General features: G+C 71.5%; 19 protein-coding genes. 5 read left to right on the top strand and 14 right to left on the bottom strand.

Annotated elements, in window-relative coordinates; translation table 11 throughout:
* Positions 1–47: 47 nt before the first annotated feature.
* Positions 48–338 (bottom strand): hypothetical protein, encoded by a 291-nt coding sequence (locus tag OG302_RS38005; protein ID WP_371531043.1) that lies wholly within the window; start codon positions 336–338, stop codon positions 48–50.
* 30 nt (positions 339–368) lie between these two features.
* Between OG302_RS38005 and OG302_RS38000 the strand changes: the two genes are divergently transcribed.
* Entirely contained in the window at positions 369–509 is a 141-nt protein-coding gene (locus tag OG302_RS38000) for a hypothetical protein (protein WP_371531041.1), read from the top strand.
* Positions 510–523: 14 nt separating this feature from the next.
* Here OG302_RS38000 and OG302_RS37995 read toward each other — a convergent pair whose 3' ends face one another.
* From OG302_RS37995 to OG302_RS37955, 9 genes are all read right to left on the bottom strand, one after another.
* Positions 524–1,729, bottom strand: a complete 1,206-nt coding sequence (locus OG302_RS37995; protein ID WP_371531039.1) for a glycosyltransferase — start codon at positions 1,727–1,729, stop codon at positions 524–526.
* The gene (locus tag OG302_RS37990; protein WP_371531037.1) at positions 1,726–2,514 is read right to left on the bottom strand and encodes a MerR family transcriptional regulator; all 789 of its coding nucleotides are present in this window, start codon (positions 2,512–2,514) and stop codon (positions 1,726–1,728) included. Before OG302_RS37990 ends, OG302_RS37995 begins: the two co-directional genes overlap by 4 nt.
* A gap of 125 nt (positions 2,515–2,639) precedes the next feature.
* Positions 2,640–4,541 carry a DUF2264 domain-containing protein gene (locus tag OG302_RS37985; protein ID WP_371531035.1) on the bottom strand — a complete coding sequence of 634 codons (1,902 nt, stop codon included), beginning with the start codon at positions 4,539–4,541 and terminating at the stop codon, positions 2,640–2,642.
* Entirely contained in the window at positions 4,538–5,554 is a 1,017-nt protein-coding gene (locus OG302_RS37980) for a hydroxyacid dehydrogenase (protein ID WP_371531033.1), read from the bottom strand. Before OG302_RS37980 ends, OG302_RS37985 begins: the two co-directional genes overlap by 4 nt.
* 41 nt (positions 5,555–5,595) lie before the next feature.
* Positions 5,596–6,459 carry a carbohydrate ABC transporter permease gene (locus OG302_RS37975; protein ID WP_371531031.1) on the bottom strand — a complete coding sequence of 288 codons (864 nt, stop codon included), beginning with the start codon at positions 6,457–6,459 and terminating at the stop codon, positions 5,596–5,598.
* Positions 6,456–7,427 carry a carbohydrate ABC transporter permease gene (locus OG302_RS37970; protein WP_371531029.1) on the bottom strand — a complete coding sequence of 324 codons (972 nt, stop codon included), beginning with the start codon at positions 7,425–7,427 and terminating at the stop codon, positions 6,456–6,458. Before OG302_RS37970 ends, OG302_RS37975 begins: the two co-directional genes overlap by 4 nt.
* 82 nt (positions 7,428–7,509) lie before the next feature.
* The gene (locus OG302_RS37965) at positions 7,510–8,841 is read right to left on the bottom strand and encodes an ABC transporter substrate-binding protein (RefSeq protein ID WP_371531027.1); all 1,332 of its coding nucleotides are present in this window, start codon (positions 8,839–8,841) and stop codon (positions 7,510–7,512) included.
* A 91-nt stretch (positions 8,842–8,932) separates the two neighbouring features.
* The gene (locus OG302_RS37960) at positions 8,933–10,027 is read right to left on the bottom strand and encodes a substrate-binding domain-containing protein (protein WP_371531025.1); all 1,095 of its coding nucleotides are present in this window, start codon (positions 10,025–10,027) and stop codon (positions 8,933–8,935) included.
* 101 nt (positions 10,028–10,128) lie between these two features.
* Positions 10,129–11,628, bottom strand: a complete 1,500-nt coding sequence (locus tag OG302_RS37955; RefSeq protein ID WP_371531023.1) for a membrane-associated oxidoreductase — start codon at positions 11,626–11,628, stop codon at positions 10,129–10,131.
* A 152-nt stretch (positions 11,629–11,780) separates the two neighbouring features.
* Between OG302_RS37955 and rpmF the strand changes: the two genes are divergently transcribed.
* Positions 11,781–11,951, top strand: a complete 171-nt coding sequence (gene rpmF / locus OG302_RS37950; protein ID WP_160503106.1) for a 50S ribosomal protein L32 — start codon at positions 11,781–11,783, stop codon at positions 11,949–11,951.
* A 29-nt stretch (positions 11,952–11,980) separates the two neighbouring features.
* On the opposite strand, the gene OG302_RS37945 is transcribed toward rpmF, so the two are convergent.
* Positions 11,981–12,217 (bottom strand): hypothetical protein, encoded by a 237-nt coding sequence (locus OG302_RS37945; RefSeq protein ID WP_371531021.1) that lies wholly within the window; start codon positions 12,215–12,217, stop codon positions 11,981–11,983.
* 7 nt (positions 12,218–12,224) lie between these two features.
* The gene (locus OG302_RS37940; protein ID WP_371750356.1) at positions 12,225–12,920 is read right to left on the bottom strand and encodes a TNT domain-containing protein; all 696 of its coding nucleotides are present in this window, start codon (positions 12,918–12,920) and stop codon (positions 12,225–12,227) included.
* A 294-nt stretch (positions 12,921–13,214) separates the two neighbouring features.
* Here OG302_RS37940 and OG302_RS37935 point away from each other — a divergent pair, with 294 nt between their 5' ends.
* Positions 13,215–15,035 (top strand): choice-of-anchor A family protein, encoded by a 1,821-nt coding sequence (locus OG302_RS37935; RefSeq protein ID WP_371531019.1) that lies wholly within the window; start codon positions 13,215–13,217, stop codon positions 15,033–15,035.
* Between the two features lie 39 nt (positions 15,036–15,074).
* On the opposite strand, the gene OG302_RS37930 is transcribed toward OG302_RS37935, so the two are convergent.
* On the bottom strand, positions 15,075–15,818 hold the full coding sequence (locus OG302_RS37930) for a L,D-transpeptidase family protein (protein WP_371531017.1): 744 nt from the start codon (positions 15,816–15,818) through the stop codon (positions 15,075–15,077).
* Positions 15,819–15,846: 28 nt separating this feature from the next.
* The gene (locus OG302_RS37925; protein ID WP_371531015.1) at positions 15,847–16,233 is read right to left on the bottom strand and encodes an STAS domain-containing protein; all 387 of its coding nucleotides are present in this window, start codon (positions 16,231–16,233) and stop codon (positions 15,847–15,849) included.
* Positions 16,234–17,026: 793 nt separating this feature from the next.
* Between OG302_RS37925 and OG302_RS37920 the strand changes: the two genes are divergently transcribed.
* Both OG302_RS37920 and OG302_RS37915 read left to right on the top strand, forming a co-directional pair.
* Entirely contained in the window at positions 17,027–18,244 is a 1,218-nt protein-coding gene (locus OG302_RS37920; protein ID WP_371531013.1) for a lactonase family protein, read from the top strand.
* Between the two features lie 86 nt (positions 18,245–18,330).
* Complete coding sequence (locus OG302_RS37915; RefSeq protein WP_371531011.1) at positions 18,331–19,005, top strand: TetR/AcrR family transcriptional regulator; 675 nt, start codon at positions 18,331–18,333, stop codon at positions 19,003–19,005.
* Positions 19,006–19,014: the final 9 nt, after the last annotated feature.

Genomic DNA, 19,014 nt, shown 5'->3' with positions numbered 1-19,014 from the left:
TGGAGCTACTCCTTGGAGTCCTGGAGCTACTCCTTGGAGTCCTGGAGCTACTCCGGCCCCGTCGATCGCTTCTGATCCGTCGCTTGCGCGGGATCCGTCGCTTCCTTCGGCTTCCAGGTGAACTTGTCGCCGCCCACCCAGCGCACCAGATCCGGGTCGTCCACGTCGTGCACGACGAGACCCGCCTGAGCGGCCACCTCCAGGACGTCGACGAGTTCCCTGGCCTCGCCGACCACCTCGCCGTCGAGCTCCACGATGCGGAAGGGCGGTCGGCCGGGGTTGACGCCAAGGACCGTGATCCGAGGGTTCGCCATATAGAGGTACGCACTTTCGGTCATGGGTGCAGGCTTCCACGCCGCGGCTCCGTCATGACCTTCACGACCTGCCCGTTCGGCCGCTCGGGCTACGTACCGGTCGCCTCGGGGCGCCCCTGCAACGTACATCCCGAGGACATCCCGGAGACGAAGGCCGAGGTCGTGGTGGTGGGCGGGGAGGTGACGGTGGGGTAGCGCCGGGGCGCCGTTCAGCAGAGCTCCTCGACCGCCTTGACGACCTGACCGGCGCCGTCCTCCGCCCCCATCCGGCGGGCGACGGCACCGGCGGCCTTCCGGTACGTGGGCTCACTCACCGCACGCCGGATCTGTTCGGCGAGGCGCTCCGCCGTGAGCTCCTTGAACGGGACGGGCGCGGTGGCCGCGCCGAGAGCGGCGATGCGCGATGCCCAGAAGGGCTGGTCCGCCATGACGGGCACGGGAATCGCGGGCACCCCGGCCCGCAACGCCGCGGCGGTGGTCCCGGCGCCCGCGTGGTGGACCACGGCGGCCATCCGCGGGAAGAGGAGCGCGTGGGGCACCTCGTCCACGGTGAGGATGTCGTCGCCGCGCGCCATCAGCCCGGACCGTCCTTCCTGGAGGACTCCCCGCAGCCCGGCCCTGCGCAGCGCGGACACGGCCAACTCGCTCAGCCGCGCGCCGTCCCCCGCGGCCATGCTGCCGAATCCGATGAAGACGGGCGGCGGCCCGGCCCGCAGGAAGTCTTCGAAGGAGGCGGGCAGCGGGGTGTCCGGCTCATGGTGCGGCCACCAGTTGCCGACGACGTCGAGGCCCTCGCGCCAGTCCGCGGGCCGGGGCACGACGGCGGCGCTGAACCCGTGCAGGACCGGCCACCGGGCTGTTTCCTGTCGCCGCCGGGCGGCACCTCCGCTCTCCCGGGGCAGCGAGAGGCGTGCCCGCAGGTCCGCGACCGCGTCGGCGTAGACACGGTCGGCCATGCGCGAGGCGAAGCGGCCGAGCGCTCGGTTGCCGGGGCCGCCGAGCGACCTGCCGCCGCTCACCACCGGGGCGAACTCCCGTGTGGGGTGGGTGGGTTGCAGATAGACACCCAGGGCCGGCACGTCCATCGCCTCGGCGAGCTGCCAGCCCAGGGGCGCCGTGGTGGTCGAGAGCAGCAGCACGTCGGCGCCGGGCTCCGCGGCTTCCAGGAGCCCCGCGCCCAACTCCCGCACGAACGCGGCTGCCGTGCGCATCAGCTGCCGGTTTCCGCCGCGGCCCGCGCCGCCGGTATCGGCGGGCAACGGACGAAAGCCGAGCCCGGCCCCCCGCACCAGTGGCGCGAAGGACTCCTGGGTGGCCAGGGTGACATCGTGCCCGGCCTCGCGCAGCCGAGCACCGAGCCCGGTGTACGGGGCGACATCACCGTACGACCCGGCGGCCGCGACAAGGACCCTCATCGCTCCTCCACCCCGTCCGCGACCTGCCCCGCGTTGGCCCGTATCGCCGCATGCAGGAACTCGGCCAGGCCGGGGAGCTGCTCCGAAGGGGGGATGACGAGGGCGTAGGCGCGGGGGTCTGCCGCGTAGTCGGCGGCGATGCGCAGGTGCATGGCGGGTGGGCAGGGTGTGAACCAGCGGCTGATGTGCAGGCGGTGTTCCTCGGCGAGGGCCATGGCCCGCTTCCCCCCGGCGGGCTCGCCCTCGGCGAAGGCCTTGATGAGGTCGGTCCGCCAGGCCGCCGCCTCGCCCATGATCCGGGCCCAGTCCTCCTTGGAGTGGGCGGCGGCGCGGCTCATCGCTTCCCGGTGTCCCGCGCTGTTCTCCCACTTGAGCCCGGCCTCGGTGGCGTAGCTCAGGTCGAAGGTGATCTCGCCGAACACCTCGAACCGCTCCTGGGGGCCGAGCGGCACGCCGGTCTGCTGCACCTCCATGGCCCGCTCGGCCACTTCCACCAGGCGTCCCAGCTTGCCGATCTGCTCCACCAGCGCCTTGTGCCGGGCCCGTAGCTGGTCGAGCGCGTTGGCCTGCGGGTCCTCGACGATCTCCGCGATCTCCTCCAGGGCGAAGCCGAGTTCGCGGTAGAAGAGGATCTGCTGGAGGCGGGCCAGGTCGGCCTCACCGTACAGGCGGTACCCTCCCGGGCTCCGCTCGCTGGGCACGAGCAGCCCGGACCGGTCGTAGTGATGCAGCGTGCGGACGGTGACCCCCGCGAACCCGGAGACCTGCCCCACCGTGTAACTCATGGACCTCGCCTTTCGTCGCGTACAGCCTGCGGCCTGACGTGGCGTGAGGGTCAAGTCACCCGGGTTCGCCGCTCAGCCGCGCCCTCCGCATCGGCCGCGCTCTCCGCATCGGCCGTGCCCGACGATCAGCCGTGCTCGACGGCCGGCGGGGCGAAGGTGATCCGGGTCAGGGAGCCGTCGTCCGCCCACCTCACCTGCACGGTGTCCTCCGTCGCGTTCACCACTGTGGCCGCGTCCGCCAGCGGCTCGGGTTCCGGAGCCGCGGTGAGCATGGCCAGGGACGCGTACACGGCCGTGCCCTGCGCATCGGCCGTGAGGCGCGGCAGGCGGGCCCACCGGGTGAAGGCCGTGCCCTGGGGTGCACGCAGTTCGTCCTGGCCCGTCCAGCCGTGCAACGGGTGGAGCGCGGAGAGCAGGGGCTCCTCGGGGCCCGTCGCCCAGCCCGTGTGCGTGACGCGGGCGCCGGGCGGTGCGCCGACGACGCGGTGCGCGCGCAGTTCGTGGCGCCCCTTGACCACGGTGACGCTCTCCACGGACAGCCCCGGCACCATGGGCGGGCCGCTCACGAAGGCGGGGGTGTGCCGGGACGCGGCCCAGCCCCAGCCGTCGCCCTGCCCGGCGCCCAGCGGCTGGATGCGGGTGCGGGCGCTGCGGACTCCCGCCACCTCCACCGCGAAGTGGTTGTCCGGGGTATTGCCGGGTGCCGTGGGGCCGGTCCGTGTGGAGTAGGCGTGGCGGGCGTAGAGCGGATCCTCGTGGGCCGCCGACTCGGCCTCGTGCGGGCGCGCGTGGTCACTGCCGTGGTTGTGCAGCCGTACGATCCCGTCGGCGCGGGTGCTCTGTACGAGGAGGCCGGGTGCGGGCAGTGCGAGGACCGTGTCGCCGCCCTCGCTGGGGGCGGGTTCCTCCGTGGCGGTCCACAGCGGGTGGCCGGCCGGTGCCAGGAGGCCGACGAACGCCTTCGACGCCCAGTACGGCGAGGCGGGACCGGAGTAGGACTGGAGGGTCGCGTCGTGCGGGCCGTGCCAGCCGAGGCTCAGCAGACCGTCGGCGCCGACGGAGCCGCGGTCGAGGAAGTAGCGCAGGGAGCCGCTGAGGAGCCGTCGCGAGGCACCGGGTGTCAGGGGCGTGTGGCCGGTGAGCGCACCGAGGGCCACGGAGGCGCCCGCGGCGAAGCGGTAGGTCAGGGAGCGGCCGAAGTGGATCGGGGCGCCGTCGGCGCCGAAGAGGAGCCCGAAGCTCTCCAGGTGTGTGTGGAGGCGGGCGCCGTGGGTAGCCAACTGGTCTTTATCAGAGGCCAGTTGGGCGTCCAGCGTCGGGTACAGGTGCAGTGCCCAGCCGTTGTAGTGGTCGAAGGCGCGGCCGTCTCCGTCGGCGTACCAGCCCTGGCCGCGGTACCAGGTCTCCAGAAGCCCGAGTGCCCGCTCGCGCACCCTGGCCGTCTCCGCGTCACCGCGCCCCACCGACTCCAGGAACCCGGCCACGGTGTAGGGGAAGAGGTACCAGTTGTTGGGTGCGGGGACATGGCGTATCGCTCCGCGCAGCCACTCCTCCGCCCGGTCCTGTACGTCGGTGTCGAGCCGGTCCCACAGCCAGGGGCGGGTCAGCCGCAGGCCGAGGGCGACGGACGCGGACTCGACCATCGGCTGGCCCTGGACCTGGTGGTCGAGGATCACCGGCCAGGACTCGGCGTCGTCGCGGCCGGGCGTACGGGTGCCCGCGGCGAGCCCCGACGCGTACCGGTCGAGCCAGCCGTGCGGGTCCTTGCCCTCGGCGCCCGCCACGCGGAACGCGGCGGCGAGGAAGGTGCGGGCGTATCCCTCCAGGCCGTCCGAGCGCACGCCGGACGCGGAGGGGCGGCCCGGCAGGTCGAGCAGGGCGCCGCGGGGTGTCGCCCACTTCCAGGCGGCGCTCAGAAGGCCGTCGGCGACGGCCTCCCAGTGCTCGCGCGTATAACCGGTATGGGGGCTCAACTCCCGGTCGTCTTGAGGCAGTCCGGGTATTCCGGACGGTCCGGGGATGCTCATGCGAGGTAGGCCAGCCTTTCGCGTCGTACGGCATGGGCGAAACCGTCGCCCGCGGCCCAGCGGCCGAGCTCGGTGACGGCGAGATCGGCGAGGCGCCCCCACTCGTTGCCCTGCGAACCCGCCAGGTGGGGGGTGATCATGACGTGGTCGCACTCCCACAACGGGTGCTCGGAAGGCAGGACTTCGGGGTCGGTGACATCGAGGACGGCGCGGACGCGCCCGGCCAGCGCGGCTTCGGTGAGGGCGTCCTGGTCGAGCACCGCGCCGCGGGCCGTGTTGATGAGCACCGCCTCGTGGCGCATCGCGGCGATCAGCTCACGGCCGACCAGGCCGCGGGTGGCGGGCAGCAGCGGGGTGTGGACGCTGACGACGTCGCTGTCCGCGAACAGCTCCCCGATGCCGACCGGGCGTACCCCGAGCTCCAGGGCCTCCCCGTCGGAGACGTACGGGTCGTGCAGCAGGACCTGGAAGTCGTACGGGCGGAGGAGTTCGATGACGCGGCGGCCGATCATCGAGGCGGAGAGGATGCCGACCGTTCGGCCGTAGTTGCCCACGCCGTGCGACAGGCCGAGCCATGCGTCGCGGCGCCGGGTGGCCTTGAACTCCCGCGCCCGCTCCATGACGTGCTTCCCGCTGAGCAGGATCATGGCGACGGTGTACTCGGCGACGGGCAGGGCGTTGGCCGCCGCCGCCGACGACACCTCGATGCCCCGGTCCCAGCACTCCTCGGTGATGTGGCCGCGTACCGACCCCGCGGTGTGGACGACGGCCCGCAGCCGGGGCGCCGCCGCGAGCGCGGCGGCGCCCAGCGGCGGACAGCCCCAGCCGGTGACCAGGACCTCCACGTCGCGGAGCACGGAGCGCGCCTCTTCGGTGGTGAAGTCGTCCAGGACGGTGTCCGGCGCCAGATCGCAGACCTGGCCGAGTGCGGCCAGGGCATCGGGGCCGAGCACGGCCCGCGCCGCGTCCCGGGCCATGGCGAGCGCCGCGCGCGGACGGTGGGTGCCGTTCATCAACACATTCCCTTTCACATGGTCCACATCGTGCACACGGCTCACTTGACCGAGCCGGCCGTGAGACCCGACTTCCAGAAGCGCTGCAGCAGCACGAAGGCGAGGATCAGCGGCAGCACCGCGAGGAGCGATCCCATGATCACCACGGGGTAGTACTCGGGCGAGACGGTGGCCGAACTGTTCCACGTGTAGAGGCCGAGGCTCACCGGGTACAGCTTCTCGTCCGAAAGCATCACCATCGGCAGGAAGAAGTTGTTCCAGATGGCGGTGAGCTGGAAGAGGAACACCGTGACCAGGCCGGGGCCCAGCATCCGCAGGGAGACGCGCACATAGGTGGTGAGCTCCCCCGCACCGTCCACCCGGGCGGCTTCGAGAACCTCGTCGGGCACGTATCCCTGGCTGAAGATCCGCCCCAGATAGACGCCGAACGGGTTGAAGAGGACCGGGATGAACACCGCCCAGAAGGTGTCGACGACGCCCGTGGCCGATGCCATCAGGTAGAGCGGCAGCGCGAGCACCGTCTGCGGCACCATCACCGCCGCGAGCACCAGGCCGAAGGCCTTCTCCTTGTGCGGGAAGCGGTACTTGTCGAAGGCGTAGCCGCAGGCGACACTCACCAGTGCGCTGATCGCGGCGCCCAGGACGGCGTAGAGCAGGCTGTTGGTGTACCAGCGGCCGTAGAGACCGCCGTCCGTCGTGAACAGGTCCTGCAGGTTCCGCACGAAGGAGAAGTCGGCCAGCGAGAAGAAGTCGCTGCTGAACAGCGCGTCGCGGTTCTTGGAGGCGGCGAGCACCAGCCACAGGACGGGCAGCAGGGTGTAGAGCACCGCGATGCCGACCACGGTGTTGACGACGGTGCGGCCCAGGAGGCGGGGGCGGTGCGCGGTGAGGGTGTCGGCGCTCATCGTGCGGCCTCCTTCTGGGAGCGGTTGGTCCAGCGGGTGACGCCGTACGACAGGGCGACCGTGCACAGGAGCAGGATCACCGAGGCAGCGGCGGCGAGGCCGTAGTTGTTGCGGGTGAAGGCCGCGTCGTAGATGTACATGCTGGGCGAGAAGCGCGAGTTGATCATCGGGGACGACTGGCTGAGCAGCATCGGTTCGGTGAACAGCTGCATCGCCCAGATCAGGGTGAACATGGCGACCATGACGATCGAGGAGCGCACCAGGGGTGCCTTGACCTGGAGTGCGGTGCGCACCGCTCCGGCGCCATCGACCACGGCTGCCTCGATCACTTCGCGGGGCACGGCCTGCAGGGCGGCGTAGAAGATGACCACGTTGTAGCCGAGGTTGCTCCACAGGGCGATGTTCACGATCGACGGGAGCACGGTGTTCACCCCGAGGAAGTCGATGTGGATGTCGCCCTTGGAGAGCACGTCGACGACCGGGCTGAGTCCCGGCGTGTAGAGGTACAGCCAGATGAGGGCCGCGATGATGCCGGGCACCGCGTGCGGCAGGAAGAGCCCCAACTGGGCCCAGGCGCGCAGCCGTACGACGCCCGAGTCGAGCAGCAGGGCGAGGGAGAGTGCGCCGATCACCATCAGGGGGATGTAGATCAGGCAGTAGAGGGCGACCAGGCCGAGGCTGCCGAGGAAGGTCGGGTCGGTGAGGACGGCCGTGTAGCTGCGCAGGCCCACGAAGACCGTGCGTTCCGGGCCGAAGCCGAGGCCCGGCTGGTCGTCGCTGAAGAAGCTCAGCCAGACCGCGGTGCCGACGGGAATCAGGAAGACCGTCACCAGCAGGACCAGGAAGGGGGTCATCAGGACACCGCACGCCATGTGTTCACGGCGTCGCGCCCGCGTGCGGCCGCCGCGGGCGGGGACGGGAGCGTCGGCGGTGCGGGTGGCGCGGGCCGGGGGCGCGGTCGTGGTCATCGGGGGTCACCTGCCTCTCTGCTGGTGCTCGGGTACTCATCGGCGTACGGGTGTTTCGGTCGCGCCGGGGCGGCCGGGCCGATCATGTGCTGTGCTCGGTGATGGAGAGGCCAAGAGCCTTGAGGTCCGGCATCGTTCCGTCGTGCGCGGCGTGCACGGCGTCGATGAGCGAGCCCTTGCCGCCGCCGGCGCGGGCGAAGCCGTCCTGCATCACCCGCTGGGTGGCGGTCATCCGCGGGCCCCAGACCCAGCCGTCACGGATCGTCTCGGCCTGCTGCTCGAAGAGGCCGTAGATGTCCTGGCCCGAGTAGTAGGAGCGGTCGAAGGCCCTGCGGCCCACGGCGACCAGGTCGGGGACGGCCGGGTACTGGCTGCTGGTGCCGCTGGAGAGGCGGGCGCGCAGGGCCTCGGGGTGCGAGACCTGCCATTCGATGAACTCCATGGCGGCCTCGGGGTGTTCGCTGTCCTTGGTGACGGCGAACGTGGAGCCGCCGTGAGTGCCGACGACCGGGGCGTCGGGGTCCCACTGCGGGAGCGGGGCGATGGCCCACTGGCCCTTCTGGGCCGGTCGCGCGTTCATCTGCGAGCCCGCGTCCCAGGCTCCGCTGAGCCGGGCGAGGGCCAGGCCCTCACTGAGCTGCGAGTCGTAGTGCCTGCTCTCGGTGGCGTTGACGAAGAGGAGGTCGTCGTCGATGAGCCGCTGCCAGTACGCCGCGACCTTCCGGGTCGGACGGTCCGTCAGCGAGACGTTCCAGGCGTTGTCGCGGGTGTCGAACCACTGGGCGCCCGCCTGCCACGCCCACGCGGCGAACTGGGTGCCGCCGTCGGTGGGGAAGACCGCGATGCGCCGGTCGCCCGCCTTGTCCCGTACGGTGCGGGCGGCGTCGGTGAACTCGTCCCAGGTGCGCGGGACTTGGATGCCGTACCGGTCGAACAGGTCGGCACGGTAGTGCAGCACCATCGGCTCCACGTCGAGCGGGACGGTGAAGACCCGCTTCTCGAAGGTGGTGAGGCCGAGCGCCTGCGGCAGCAGCTTGGCGCGCAGCCGGTCGCTGATGAGTGAGGTGATGTCCCGGAGAACGCCGTCGATGGCGAAGCCGGGGACCTGGGGGTATTCGATGGTGGCCACGTCCGGGGCGTTTCCGGCCCGGGCGGCGTTGCTGAGCTTGGCGTATCCGCCCATGGCGCCGGACGGGATCTGCTGGAACTCGACCTGGATGCGGTCGTGGGTCTTGTTGAACGCGTCGACCACTTCCTGGCTTCCGCGCAGTGCGGACCAGAAGGTGATGCGTGTGGTGCCGCCCTTGCTGCTCGACGTACGGCCCGTGCTGTCCGAACAGGCGCTGAGCGCACCTGCCATGGGAACTGCGGCTGTCACGGCGAGCAGGGACCGGCGGCTCGGTCGACCAGGCATGGGTGCCTCCCGCGGTTCTTGTTCGGGACACGGGAATCCTGATCGCGTGAACGGTGCCGGTCAATAGACCGATCAAAAGAAACTGAAGCGGTCAAACGATCCTGATGTTCGTGGTGGACCCGCGGACCTTGAGCTCCGGCAGCAGCTGCACACGCTGGGCGGGCCCGGCGCCCGCTCCCGCCAACTCGTCGAGCCTGCGCAGCAGAAGCCCGGCCGCCGTCCGTCCCACCTCGTGCTTCGGCGGGGACACGGCGGTCAGCGGAGTGCTGCCGAGCGCGGCCACCACGTCGTCGTACGCCACCACCGAGCAGTCCTGCGGCACCCGCACCCCGCGGTCCATGAGCTGCTGGACGAGCATCAGGGCGTCGACGTCACCGTGCAGGACGGCGGCAGTCGCCCCGCGCTCACGGAGCCGCGCCGCGAGGTCCAGCGGCTCGCGCGCCCGGCCGGGGCCCGCGCCCTCGGCACTGAGCATGATGCTCCAGTCCTCGACGTCGGGCCGCGACGCGGCGATGTCGGCGAAGGCGACCCGCAGGGCGCGGGCCGTCGGGCTGTCGTCGCGCGCGGCCAGGACGATCCGCCGGTGACCGAGCCGGACGAGGTGGTCGACGGCGAGGTGGATGCCGTACCAGTGGTCGGTGCAGACCGAGTCCATGGCGTGCAGCGCACTGCCCGCGCGTGGCCGCCGCTCCATCAGGACGGTGGGCACGCCCGAAGCCGCGAGCCAGGCGTAGTCCGCCTCCTCCTCGGCCTCGGTGCGCCAGCGCGGGGCGATGAGCAGACCCCGCACCTCGTCGGCCAACACCCGCTCGACCAGCGGCCGTTCGGCGCCCTCCACCTGCGGCGCGATATGCAGGGCGACGCGCATTCCGGCCTCGCCGAGGACACCACGGGCGCCGTGCATCGTCTCGTACAGATAGGTGTGGCGCTCCGGCACCATCAGCGCCACGGCCCCGCCGCTCGCCACGGGTGCGGCGGGCGCGGCGTGGTGCTCCACGGGACCGACCGACCGCGCCACCCCGTGCCCGCGCCGCAACTTGCCCTCCTGAGCCAGGTCTTCGACGTCCCGGCGCACGGTGATCACCGAGACCTCGAGATCGTCGGCGAGATCACTCAGCCGCGCCTCGCCACGCGACTCCAAGACGGCGAGTATCCGCTGCCGCCTGACATCCCTCGGCTCCCGCATGCTGCCGGCCCCCTCGCGACGTACCCAACAGGTGTTCGTTTGAGCGTTTCGCTGGAGGATATCGATCGCGGCCCCGTCTGTGTCCAGGTCGGCGATGTTCGTCACTGGCGGCTGAGGGAGCGGGTGATGCCGGCCGCGACCGTGGTGACGAGCACCCAGCCCGTGGCGACCAGCACATACGAGAGCCACTGGTACCAGCCGTCCGGCGCGAAGGCCGGCTCCTGGCCGAAGCCGATGATCGGGAGGAGCAGGTCGAGCGTGTAGAAGACGGGATTGAAATCGGGGGCCTCGTCGGACTTCAGCGGTCGCGGATGGTGCAGAGCGAAGGCGAGCGCACCGGCGAGCAGCAGGACGAGCAGCCATCCGGCGGCGCGCATCGGCCGGAACCCGTAGCCCACCGTCACGTCCTGGAGGTGACCCCACACCCTCGCGTACGCCGGCAGGGTGCGCCGGTGGCGGCGGAGCTTGGCCAGCTGCACGGTGCGGGCGGCGGCCTCGTCGCCCACCGTGCGGTACGCGGCGGCCAACTGCTCGTAGCCCTGCGGGAGATAGCCGCCCGCCTCGCGTTCGAGGAGCGGCAGCCGCTGCTCGGCGGGCAGGTGCGGGGCCAGCCGCTGGTAGGCGAGGCCGTCGAGCTTGACCTGGCCCGGCCACACCTCCGGAGGGACGTGCAGCAGGTCGAGCTGGGAGCGGCGCAGGTTCACGGTGCCCTGGATCGGGGCGGCTTCCCGCAGCCACACCTCGCCGACGACGCAGCTGCTGGCGCGCAGGGCCGTGCCGCCGGGGTGGGAGAGGCGGGCGTGGGCGAGATTGACGTGCCGCGGGATCCTGGCGCCGCTCAGGTTGAGCGTGCCGTGGGCGCGCAACCGCATGGCCCGCAGATCGGTGCCGACCGACAAGGTCTCGGCGTGCAGGGCGGCTTCGCCGGGGGTGCGGGCGCTCAGTTCAGCGTCATCGAGGTTGACCAGTCCTCCCACGGTGGCGCCGTTCAGCCGGACCTGGCCATGGGCCACCAGGCCGACGGCCCATACGTCGGTGCCGATCACCGCGTGGTTCAGCTGCAGCACCGCTTCGGCGGCCTCCGCGGGGTCCGGGGCGGGCGGCTCGTCGGGGGCGGGGCCGAGCTCCGCCCCGTTGGCGAAGAACGCCCCGGCGATCTGGGCGCCCGCGAGCCGCACGGGGCCCGTTATCCGGCAGCAGGTGATCCGCAGGACGAGCTCCACCCGGAGGGTTCCCGCCCTCAGCCCCGGCAGGACCGAGTCGCTCAGGACCAGGGCGCGCATCTGCGCCCCGTACAGGTTCGGCGTCTCCTCGAAGTGACAGGACCGCAGTCGTACGGGGTGCTCGACCGTTCCGTACATGAGGTCGAGCCGCCCGGTGATGCGTGCCCCCTTCAGCTTCATGCCGGCTATCTCGCCGTCCCGCGTCGGCCCGTTGAGCAGCAGCGCCCGCAGCACCTCGGCGCGCACGGTCCGCTCGGGCCCCCAGGAGGCACCGCCCCGGGGGTCGTCGTCGGGGCCCTCGCGGAAGTCGACGCCCTCGCCGAACGTGAACGCCTGCCAGACGCGGTGCTCCGCCGGTGTCAAGTCGGTGATCTCCATCGGCGGGATGCTTTCGTGGGCGCTCCGGACTGTCAACTACGGCCTTGAGTCCGGTTGGTACGGATCGGCTCGGAGCAGTACCGGCCTTAATTAGTAATGGGATCCATTTTCATATAGCCTCGGTGTCGCACCGTCGAGAGAGGACCCGGACCATGGCCGTACCAAAGCGGAAGATGTCCCGCAGCAACACCCGCCACCGCCGAGCCCAGTGGAAGGCCACCACCCCGCAGCTCGTGCCGGTCACCGTCGACGGCTCGGCCTACCTGGTGCCCCAGCGGCTTGCCAAGGCGTACGAGCGCGGCCTGCTGCGCCCCGAGGGCTGACCACCGGCGCGCGCACGGCCCCACCCGCCTCACCGCAGCAGGCGCAGCAGCTGCGCGCAGGCCTCCCCCTCGTCCGCGTGCCGGGCGAGGGGGTGATGCGTTCCGCGTTCGTACGTTCCGGTCTCCCACGCCCCGCCGTCCCCGGTTCTCCGCAGGTAGACGAAGTCGGGAGGCGTGGGGGCCGGTTCGTGGACACCCTCGATCCAGTAGTAGCCGTCGGCGACACCGGCCTCGCGCAGTGCGGCGGGCAGTCCACGGATGTCCATCGGCGCGCTAGCCGTTAGCGGGTTCGAGGTAGCCGTGGTCGAGCAGCCACTTCACGTTCAGACGCTGCCCCTCGCCCGGGTCGAGGAAGACCGGGTCGAGCTTGATCTGCTGGCCGCCGCCGGGCTGCGCGAACCAGGGGGCGATACCGCCCTGCCAGACGGAGAACGGCTTGCTCACCTCGTAGACGCGGTAGTCGCAGGCGACGGCGGCGTCACGGGTGTTGAGGTTCTGCGGGGGTAGCGCGCGCTCGGCGTACGAGTCACCGGCGGGGGCCAGGAACGAGCCGAACTCCGATCCGAAGCGGTCGAGGAGCTCACCCTCCGCCAGCACCTCGGGGTGCTTGTCGACCCGGCCGTTGACCGTCTCGAAGCCGTCGTTCGGCGGGTACTTCCAGCCGCCCGATTCGGCCGGGCCTTCCCAGTACTTCTTCAGGAAGGACAACGGCGAGAGGCCACCCGTCCGCTTCCACCCCTTGAGCAGCGGGCCGACCGGCTGCTGCCACTTCTTGGGGAGCCACTTCGGGCCGAGGCGCGCGTCCTTGTGGAACTCTCCGGTGCAGGGCTCGTGCGGCGCCGACGACGCGGACGGCCCGGCCGCCGTCGCGTGCTGCTTCTGCTCCGCCGCCGTCGCCGTCGCGGTGGGTGCGGCCGCCATCGCGGCCGCCACTCCCAGCGCGGCCAGAACAGTACGTATGCGGATCACTGAACTGCGGTCCACTCGGCAACTCCTCGTATCACCACGGGAAATGACAAACAGCCCGCGAACCGTATCCGAGTGGTGGCTGTCAGTGGTCAACTTCCGGAACGGTGAGACAGAACCGGCCATCGGGTCCCGGTGGCGGTCCGGAGCGGGCCGGCGTTCCCCGCGAGCCGCCGTGAGAGTGGAAGTTCGACGGCTCCCAGGGGCGCGCGGGTGTGCCGCGCCAAGCCCGGCGGGAGGGTGTCGCAAGCTGCGGGCGAGGAGCCTTTCCTATCGCCTGAGGAGCTGGTAATCGACATGCTCGGACTGTTCCGCACGCACCGTGCCGGACGCCTGCTGACCACCTTGAGCTGTGCGTTCGCCGCCGCGTCCGTCCCGCTGTTCCCATGGGGGGACGCTTTCGCCTCGGCCGGGAACGGACCTGCCGACAAAGCCGTGGCCGCGCCGCTTCCCGGTGGACTCGGCCCCTGCGTACCGGGCACCTGCCCGCCGGGCCCGTACCCGCCCGTCACCAATGACCCGGTCAGATTCCGCGACAACGCGATCAACATCTTCGCGGGCGGCGATTTCCGGGTGCGCGGGAGTGCCGCGGAGGCCGAGGGGCGCGTCGTCGTCCTCGGTGATTTCGACCAGGACAAGGCGGCCGGTGCCAGCGCCATCTACAACATCGGCGAGGCGGGCGTCGGCTCCAAGGTCGCGCCTGACGTCGGCACCGACTGGCTCACCACCGGGGGCGACGTCACGATCGCCACGGGCGAGCGGCTTCTCGCGGAGGCGGGGGTCGTACGTCACGCCGGTACGGCGAGCGGCACGATCCTTGCCCAGCGCGTGGTCAAGGACCCGGACGCGGCGGCACCGTACGCCGGGCTGCGCGGTCAGCTCAACGCGGCCAGCCAGTGCTACGCGCACGGGGAAGCCGGCACGCGTACGGCGACCGGTACGGCCAAGCACGGCGGCGGCGAGACGCTGTTCACCGGGGACGGCACATCGGCGCTCCAGGTGTTCAACGTCGACTTCGACCTGGCCAGTGCCAGTGGCGGGCAGGAGGGCATCCGGTTCGCGAACATTCCGGACGGTGCGACCGTCCTGGTCAACGTGCTGGGCACGCGGCGTGTGCTCAACACGTACAGCGGCGGCATCGACGACGCGACGGACCCGCTCAACCAGCTGCGCGAGAGCCTGCTGTGGAACTTCCCCGACGCGACGGACGTGGAGATCAAGGGGACCGGGCAGTTCCAGGGCAGTGTGCTGATCGGCCAGAACTCGTCGGACACGACGGTCAGCGTGCCGGGCATCAACGGCCGGTTCTTCACCACCGGTTCGATCACGCACACCAGCTCGGCGAGTGGCGGAGGCGGCCAGGAGTTCCACAACTACCCCTTCGTCGGCGACCTGCCCGAGTGCGGGTCCACGCCGACGGTGACCGGCACGGTCGAGGTCGCCAAGAAGGACGCGGCGGACGGGAAGGCGCTGTCCGGAGCGGTCTTCGAGCTCTGGCGCGAGACCAACGGAGTCTCCGGCGTACAGACCTCCGGCGCGAACCCCGACACCCAGGTCGACGCCCCGTGCACCACGGACGCCCAGGGCAAGTGCCGCGCGGCGGTGCCGCTCGGCACGTACTACTGGGTGGAGACCAAGGCCCCGAAGGGGTACGACCTGCCCTCCCCGGCCACGTTCGGCCCGCTGGTCGTGACCGAGGCCAATGCGCGCCAGGGCGTCAAGGTGACCGCGAAGAACCAGAAGAAGCCCGCCCCGGAGAAGCTGGGCGCCCTGCACGTCGTCAAGAAGGACCGCACCAGCGGCCGACCGCTCGCCGGAGCCGTGTTCGAGCTGTGGCGTGAGACCAACGGCACGGCAGGCCTGCAGACCGCAGGCGCGAACCCGGACACCCGGCAGGGCCAGGGCTGCGCCACGGACGGCCACGGCCACTGCGACTTCCGCGACCTGCGCCTTGGCACCTACTACCTCAAGGAGACCGCCGTACCGGACGGCTACCGCCTGCCCTCCCCCGCTGTCACCGGCCCGTACCGGCTGACCGAGGACAACGCCACCAAGGGCGTCACCGTCCGGCTGAGCAATGTGCGGGACGACACGGACAAGAAGGGCCGCAGGCGCTGAGCCCCGAGTGAGGCCCGCGTACGGGCGGCTGACGGTCGCTCAGCCGCCGGTGCCGGGCTTCGTGCCCCAGACGTAGATCCGGTCGCCCTTGCGCAGCAGGTCGTAGAGCCTCTTCGCGTCCCGCACCGTCAGGTTCACGCAGCCGCCGGAGCCGGAGGAGAAGAGGTCGTGGCTGGTGCCGTGCAGGGCCTGACCGCCGTTGAAGAACTGGGCGTACGGCATCGGCACCTGGTAGATCGTCGAGAAGTGGTCCCGGTGCTTCCAGTAGATCCGGTGCCAGCCGCGCCGCGTCTCCAGACCGTCCCGGCCGCTGCGCATCGGCACCGGCGCGAAGACGACGCGCTGCCCCACCTGCACCCAGAGGATCTGCCGGGTCAGATCCACGCAGACCACTCGGTACGCGGGGGACGGACAGCCCCGGCGGGCCGCGGGGTCACGCCCCACCTTGTCGGCGACCATCGTCCGGTACGTGCGCAGCGACGCGCTGCCGTCGGCGGGCGAGATGCCGAGCCGCCGCTGCAGTTGCCGGATCGCCGCGCAGTCCTGTGGCGACTGGACCCCGTCGACCGGTCTGCGTAGCTCCCGCTCCAGCTCGCGCTGGTAGGGGGCGGTACCGGCGGTGCACGGGGGCTCGGGAGGGGCGGAAGCCGCGGCTGCGGGGGCGGCGGGCAGGGCGAGCAGCAGGACGGTCGCGGCCAGCAGGGGGCGTGGGAGCGCGCGGGGGCGAGGGCGCGAGAGGGTGACGGGACCAGGACCGGAGAGGGTGCGACTTCGGCGAATCATGTAATCAGATTTGCCGCTTGCTCCCTTTCTAGGCTGGTCTGTTCAGGTTTCCCTCACAGCCCTCGGGCGTGTCCAGAGCGGCGGGCATGACGTCCAGGACGGTGAAGCTGCGGTCGAGCCGCGTGATGCGCAGGACCCGCCAGACGCGCGGACTGCTGCGGACCAGCCGCAGGGTGCGCTGCTTCGAGAGAGTTCTGCCTTTGATGCGTACAAGGAGCCGCAGGCCACCGGCGTCCAGGAACGTCACCTGCCGCAGGTCCACCACCACGTCTGTGTCCGGCCGGTCCAGTAACTCCGCTATGCGCGGCGAGAGTTCCTGATCCGCCCAGGCGTCCAGTTCGCCGCGGAACGTCAGAATGATCGATCCGTCCACCACTCGGTGGTGCAGCCCAAAGCCCGGGTCGGGCGTGCCCATGGTCCACCCCCCATTTTCCCTACACCCCGCATACGAAGAGTTACGACAACGCGAGCGGCGCGGCCCCGAGGCCGGCGCCCGACGCCGCCGGGGTCTGGGGCGGCACCGCGAATGGCATCTACATCTTGCCCGCTCAGGGCCAGTTCATACCTCCGGGTGACATCACCGGCCACCCCGCGGCGCATATTCACGGTCCATCTACCGCAGTTACTCTCCGTATTTCACGCGCTGTGCGCGACACCGGTCGTGCGCCGCGCCGGAGGGGCGTAGACACCTGACGCGACGACCCGCTCCGACGAGAAGGGCCGGATCCGCTCCGTCCAGGGCCTCGGCGACAGCATGTCCGTGGCCCGGATCGCCGTGCCGGGGCCGGCGCAGGACGACGGTGAGCTGGAGGGGATCGCTGACAGCGCCGGAGAAAGACGGGGACGCGGAGCCTTCGCAGGGGCGGGCGAACGGCGGCGATCCTGCCGATGGTCGCGCTGATCACGCCGCTCGGGCGGACGATGCGGAAGCCGTCGGCGACTGCGGGGCGAGACCGGCGCGGTCAGCGGTCGGGGCGTCGATGAAGAGCGCACCGAGGATCAGAGCCGGGGGAAAGAACGGCGTGAATCAGTCGGCCAGGATCCGCGTGAGGGGGCCCGCGGGCCTGTCCGCCCCGCGCGCGCCCTCTCTCCGGCACCATCCTCTCGTTGCACAGAACGCAACTCGGGTTGCACCTCTTGATCGTGCGGAATCTGGGCATCACTCTGTCTGCCACAGACGTCACTACCGACACACTCAAGGAGCGGACATGACGGCAGGGACGAACAGCGGATCCGACGGCCGGTCCGACGGAGGGTCCGAGGGCCGGCCCGAGGCGAACGGCTGGGGCCGGCGCGGGTTCATCGGAGCCGTCGCCGCCACCGCTGCCGCCGCTGCCGTCGCCACACCCGCGCACGCCTCCGAGTCCGCCCTGCACCGCGAACGGCCACCGCGCCGCACCCGGCAGCTCTTCCTCGGCACGTACACCACCCAGTCCGGCGGCGGCAGCGGCGTCGGTCTCGCGACGTACGACGAGGCGACGGGACAGATCACCGGCACCGGCACGCTGACGGGCGTGCCCGATCCCTCCTACCTCTGCCTCCACCCCTCGGGCAAGACGCTCTACGCCGTCAACGAGCGGGAGCAGGGTGCCGTGTCCGCGATCGCGCTCTCGGCCTCGGGTCCCGAGGTCCTGGGCTCGCGTGGCACCGGGGGCGCGGGGCCCTGCCATCTGTCGGTGCACCCGAGCGGGCGCTGGCTGCTCAGCGCGAACTACGGCTCCGGAAGCGTGGCCGTCCACCCCGTCCAACAGTCCGGCGCGCTGGGCGAGTCGACCGATCTGGCCACCCACTCCAGCCCGCCTCCCGGCCCGGGGCAGGAAGGCCCGCACGCCCACCAGATCGTGACCAGCCCGGACGGCGGGCACATCCTCGCCGTCGACCTGGGCAACGACGCCGTCTACAGCTACCGCCTCGACGAGAAGAAGGGGAAACTCACCCAGGTCTCGTACGCCACGCTGCGGCCGGGCGCCGGGCCGCGCCACCTCACCTTCCACCCGTCGGGCCGCTTCGCCTATCTCGCCAACGAGGTCGACAACACCGTGGTCGTCTGCGCGTACGACCCCGGGAGCGGGCGGCTGACTCCCGGCGATCCGCAGTCCACCGGCACGGGCGAGGTCACCAGCTATCCGGCTCAGCTGCTCGTCACGTCTGAGGGCACCTTCGCCTTCCTCGCCAACCGCGGGCACAACAGCCTCACGCGGTACGCGATCGAAGCGGGCGGCGCCCGGCTGCGGCTGCTCGACACGGTTCCCGTCGGCGGGGACTTCCCCCGGCACCTCGCCTTCTCGCCGTCCCAGCGACTGTTGTTCGCGGCCAACCAGAAGTCGGGCTCGGTGAGCGTCTTCCAGGTCGGGGACGACGGCCGGCTGCGCCTGACGGGCAAGCCGTTCGCCGCACCGCTCGCGGTGTGCGCGCTGCCGCTGTAGCGGCCAGCCCCGCCTCCCCGCCTCTCCGATTGCGTCCCGTCGGGACAGGTGTCCCATTGGGACATCACGGGTGTACAGTCGGAGACATGAACAAGGCGACGGAATCCGGCCCAGGAACCCCGGCCACGGACCGGGGCGGCGAGGACCGCAGGCAGCGCAAGGCCCGGCAGACCCGGGAAGCGCTCGCCGACGCGGCCATCGACCTGATCCTGGAACAGGGCCTAGCGGCCGTCACCGTGGAGGCCGTCGCCGAGCGCGCCGACGTCACGCGCCGCACCTTCAGCCGCCACTTCGGCGGCAAGGAGGCCGCGGCGCTCGACTTCACCCGCGCCGACGGCGACCGCATCAACGCGGCCCTGCGCGTCCGGCCCGCCGACGAGCCGCCGTTCGCCGCCTACCGCGCGGCCGTGCAGGACTGGCTCGCCGACCCGGAGTCCCCGGGCCTGCACCGTCGGTCCCGGACGCGGGCGCTGCTCGCGCTCGTCGACACGGAGCCCGCCCTGTTCGCCGCGTACGAACGCGTCCGGGTCGACGCCCAGGACGAGTCCGTCCGGATCATCGCCGACCGGCTCGGCACCGACCCCGCCCGGGACCAGCGCCCGGCTGTCGTGGTCGGCGCCGCCGCCGGAGTCCTGACCGCGGCCCTGCGCAGCTGGGCGCGCGGCGGGCATGAGCACGACGAAGACCTCGCCGCACATGTGGAGCAGGCCTACGCCGTCCTGACCAGGGAGGCCGCCCTCGCGGCTCCCCACATCGGATGAGGAAAGTGA

The organism is Streptomyces sp. NBC_01283 (genome assembly GCF_041435335.1).
Classification (GTDB): Bacteria; Actinomycetota; Actinomycetes; order Streptomycetales; family Streptomycetaceae; genus Streptomyces.
Note: the sequence above shows the minus strand (reverse complement) of the source record. Positions and strands in the feature narration are given on the sequence as shown.

Bases quoted from the DNA above. Each gene is read 5' to 3' on its own strand.
- OG302_RS38005 (WP_371531043.1), bottom strand. From the start codon at position 338: ATGACCGAAAGTGCGTACCTCTATATGGCGAACCCTCGGATCACGGTC.
- OG302_RS38000 (WP_371531041.1), top strand. From the start codon at position 369: ATGACCTTCACGACCTGCCCGTTCGGCCGCTCGGGCTACGTACCGGTC.
- OG302_RS37995 (WP_371531039.1), bottom strand. From the start codon at position 1,729: ATGAGGGTCCTTGTCGCGGCCGCCGGGTCGTACGGTGATGTCGCCCCG.
- OG302_RS37990 (WP_371531037.1), bottom strand. From the start codon at position 2,514: ATGAGTTACACGGTGGGGCAGGTCTCCGGGTTCGCGGGGGTCACCGTC.
- OG302_RS37985 (WP_371531035.1), bottom strand. From the start codon at position 4,541: ATGAGCATCCCCGGACCGTCCGGAATACCCGGACTGCCTCAAGACGAC.
- OG302_RS37980 (WP_371531033.1), bottom strand. From the start codon at position 5,554: ATGAACGGCACCCACCGTCCGCGCGCGGCGCTCGCCATGGCCCGGGAC.
- OG302_RS37975 (WP_371531031.1), bottom strand. From the start codon at position 6,459: ATGAGCGCCGACACCCTCACCGCGCACCGCCCCCGCCTCCTGGGCCGC.
- OG302_RS37970 (WP_371531029.1), bottom strand. From the start codon at position 7,427: ATGACCACGACCGCGCCCCCGGCCCGCGCCACCCGCACCGCCGACGCT.
- OG302_RS37965 (WP_371531027.1), bottom strand. From the start codon at position 8,841: ATGCCTGGTCGACCGAGCCGCCGGTCCCTGCTCGCCGTGACAGCCGCA.
- OG302_RS37960 (WP_371531025.1), bottom strand. From the start codon at position 10,027: ATGCGGGAGCCGAGGGATGTCAGGCGGCAGCGGATACTCGCCGTCTTG.
- OG302_RS37955 (WP_371531023.1), bottom strand. From the start codon at position 11,628: ATGGAGATCACCGACTTGACACCGGCGGAGCACCGCGTCTGGCAGGCG.
- rpmF (WP_160503106.1), top strand. From the start codon at position 11,781: ATGGCCGTACCAAAGCGGAAGATGTCCCGCAGCAACACCCGCCACCGC.
- OG302_RS37945 (WP_371531021.1), bottom strand. From the start codon at position 12,217: ATGGACATCCGTGGACTGCCCGCCGCACTGCGCGAGGCCGGTGTCGCC.
- OG302_RS37935 (WP_371531019.1), top strand. From the start codon at position 13,215: ATGCTCGGACTGTTCCGCACGCACCGTGCCGGACGCCTGCTGACCACC.
- OG302_RS37930 (WP_371531017.1), bottom strand. From the start codon at position 15,818: ATGATTCGCCGAAGTCGCACCCTCTCCGGTCCTGGTCCCGTCACCCTC.
- OG302_RS37925 (WP_371531015.1), bottom strand. From the start codon at position 16,233: ATGGGCACGCCCGACCCGGGCTTTGGGCTGCACCACCGAGTGGTGGAC.
- OG302_RS37920 (WP_371531013.1), top strand. From the start codon at position 17,027: ATGACGGCAGGGACGAACAGCGGATCCGACGGCCGGTCCGACGGAGGG.
- OG302_RS37915 (WP_371531011.1), top strand. From the start codon at position 18,331: ATGAACAAGGCGACGGAATCCGGCCCAGGAACCCCGGCCACGGACCGG.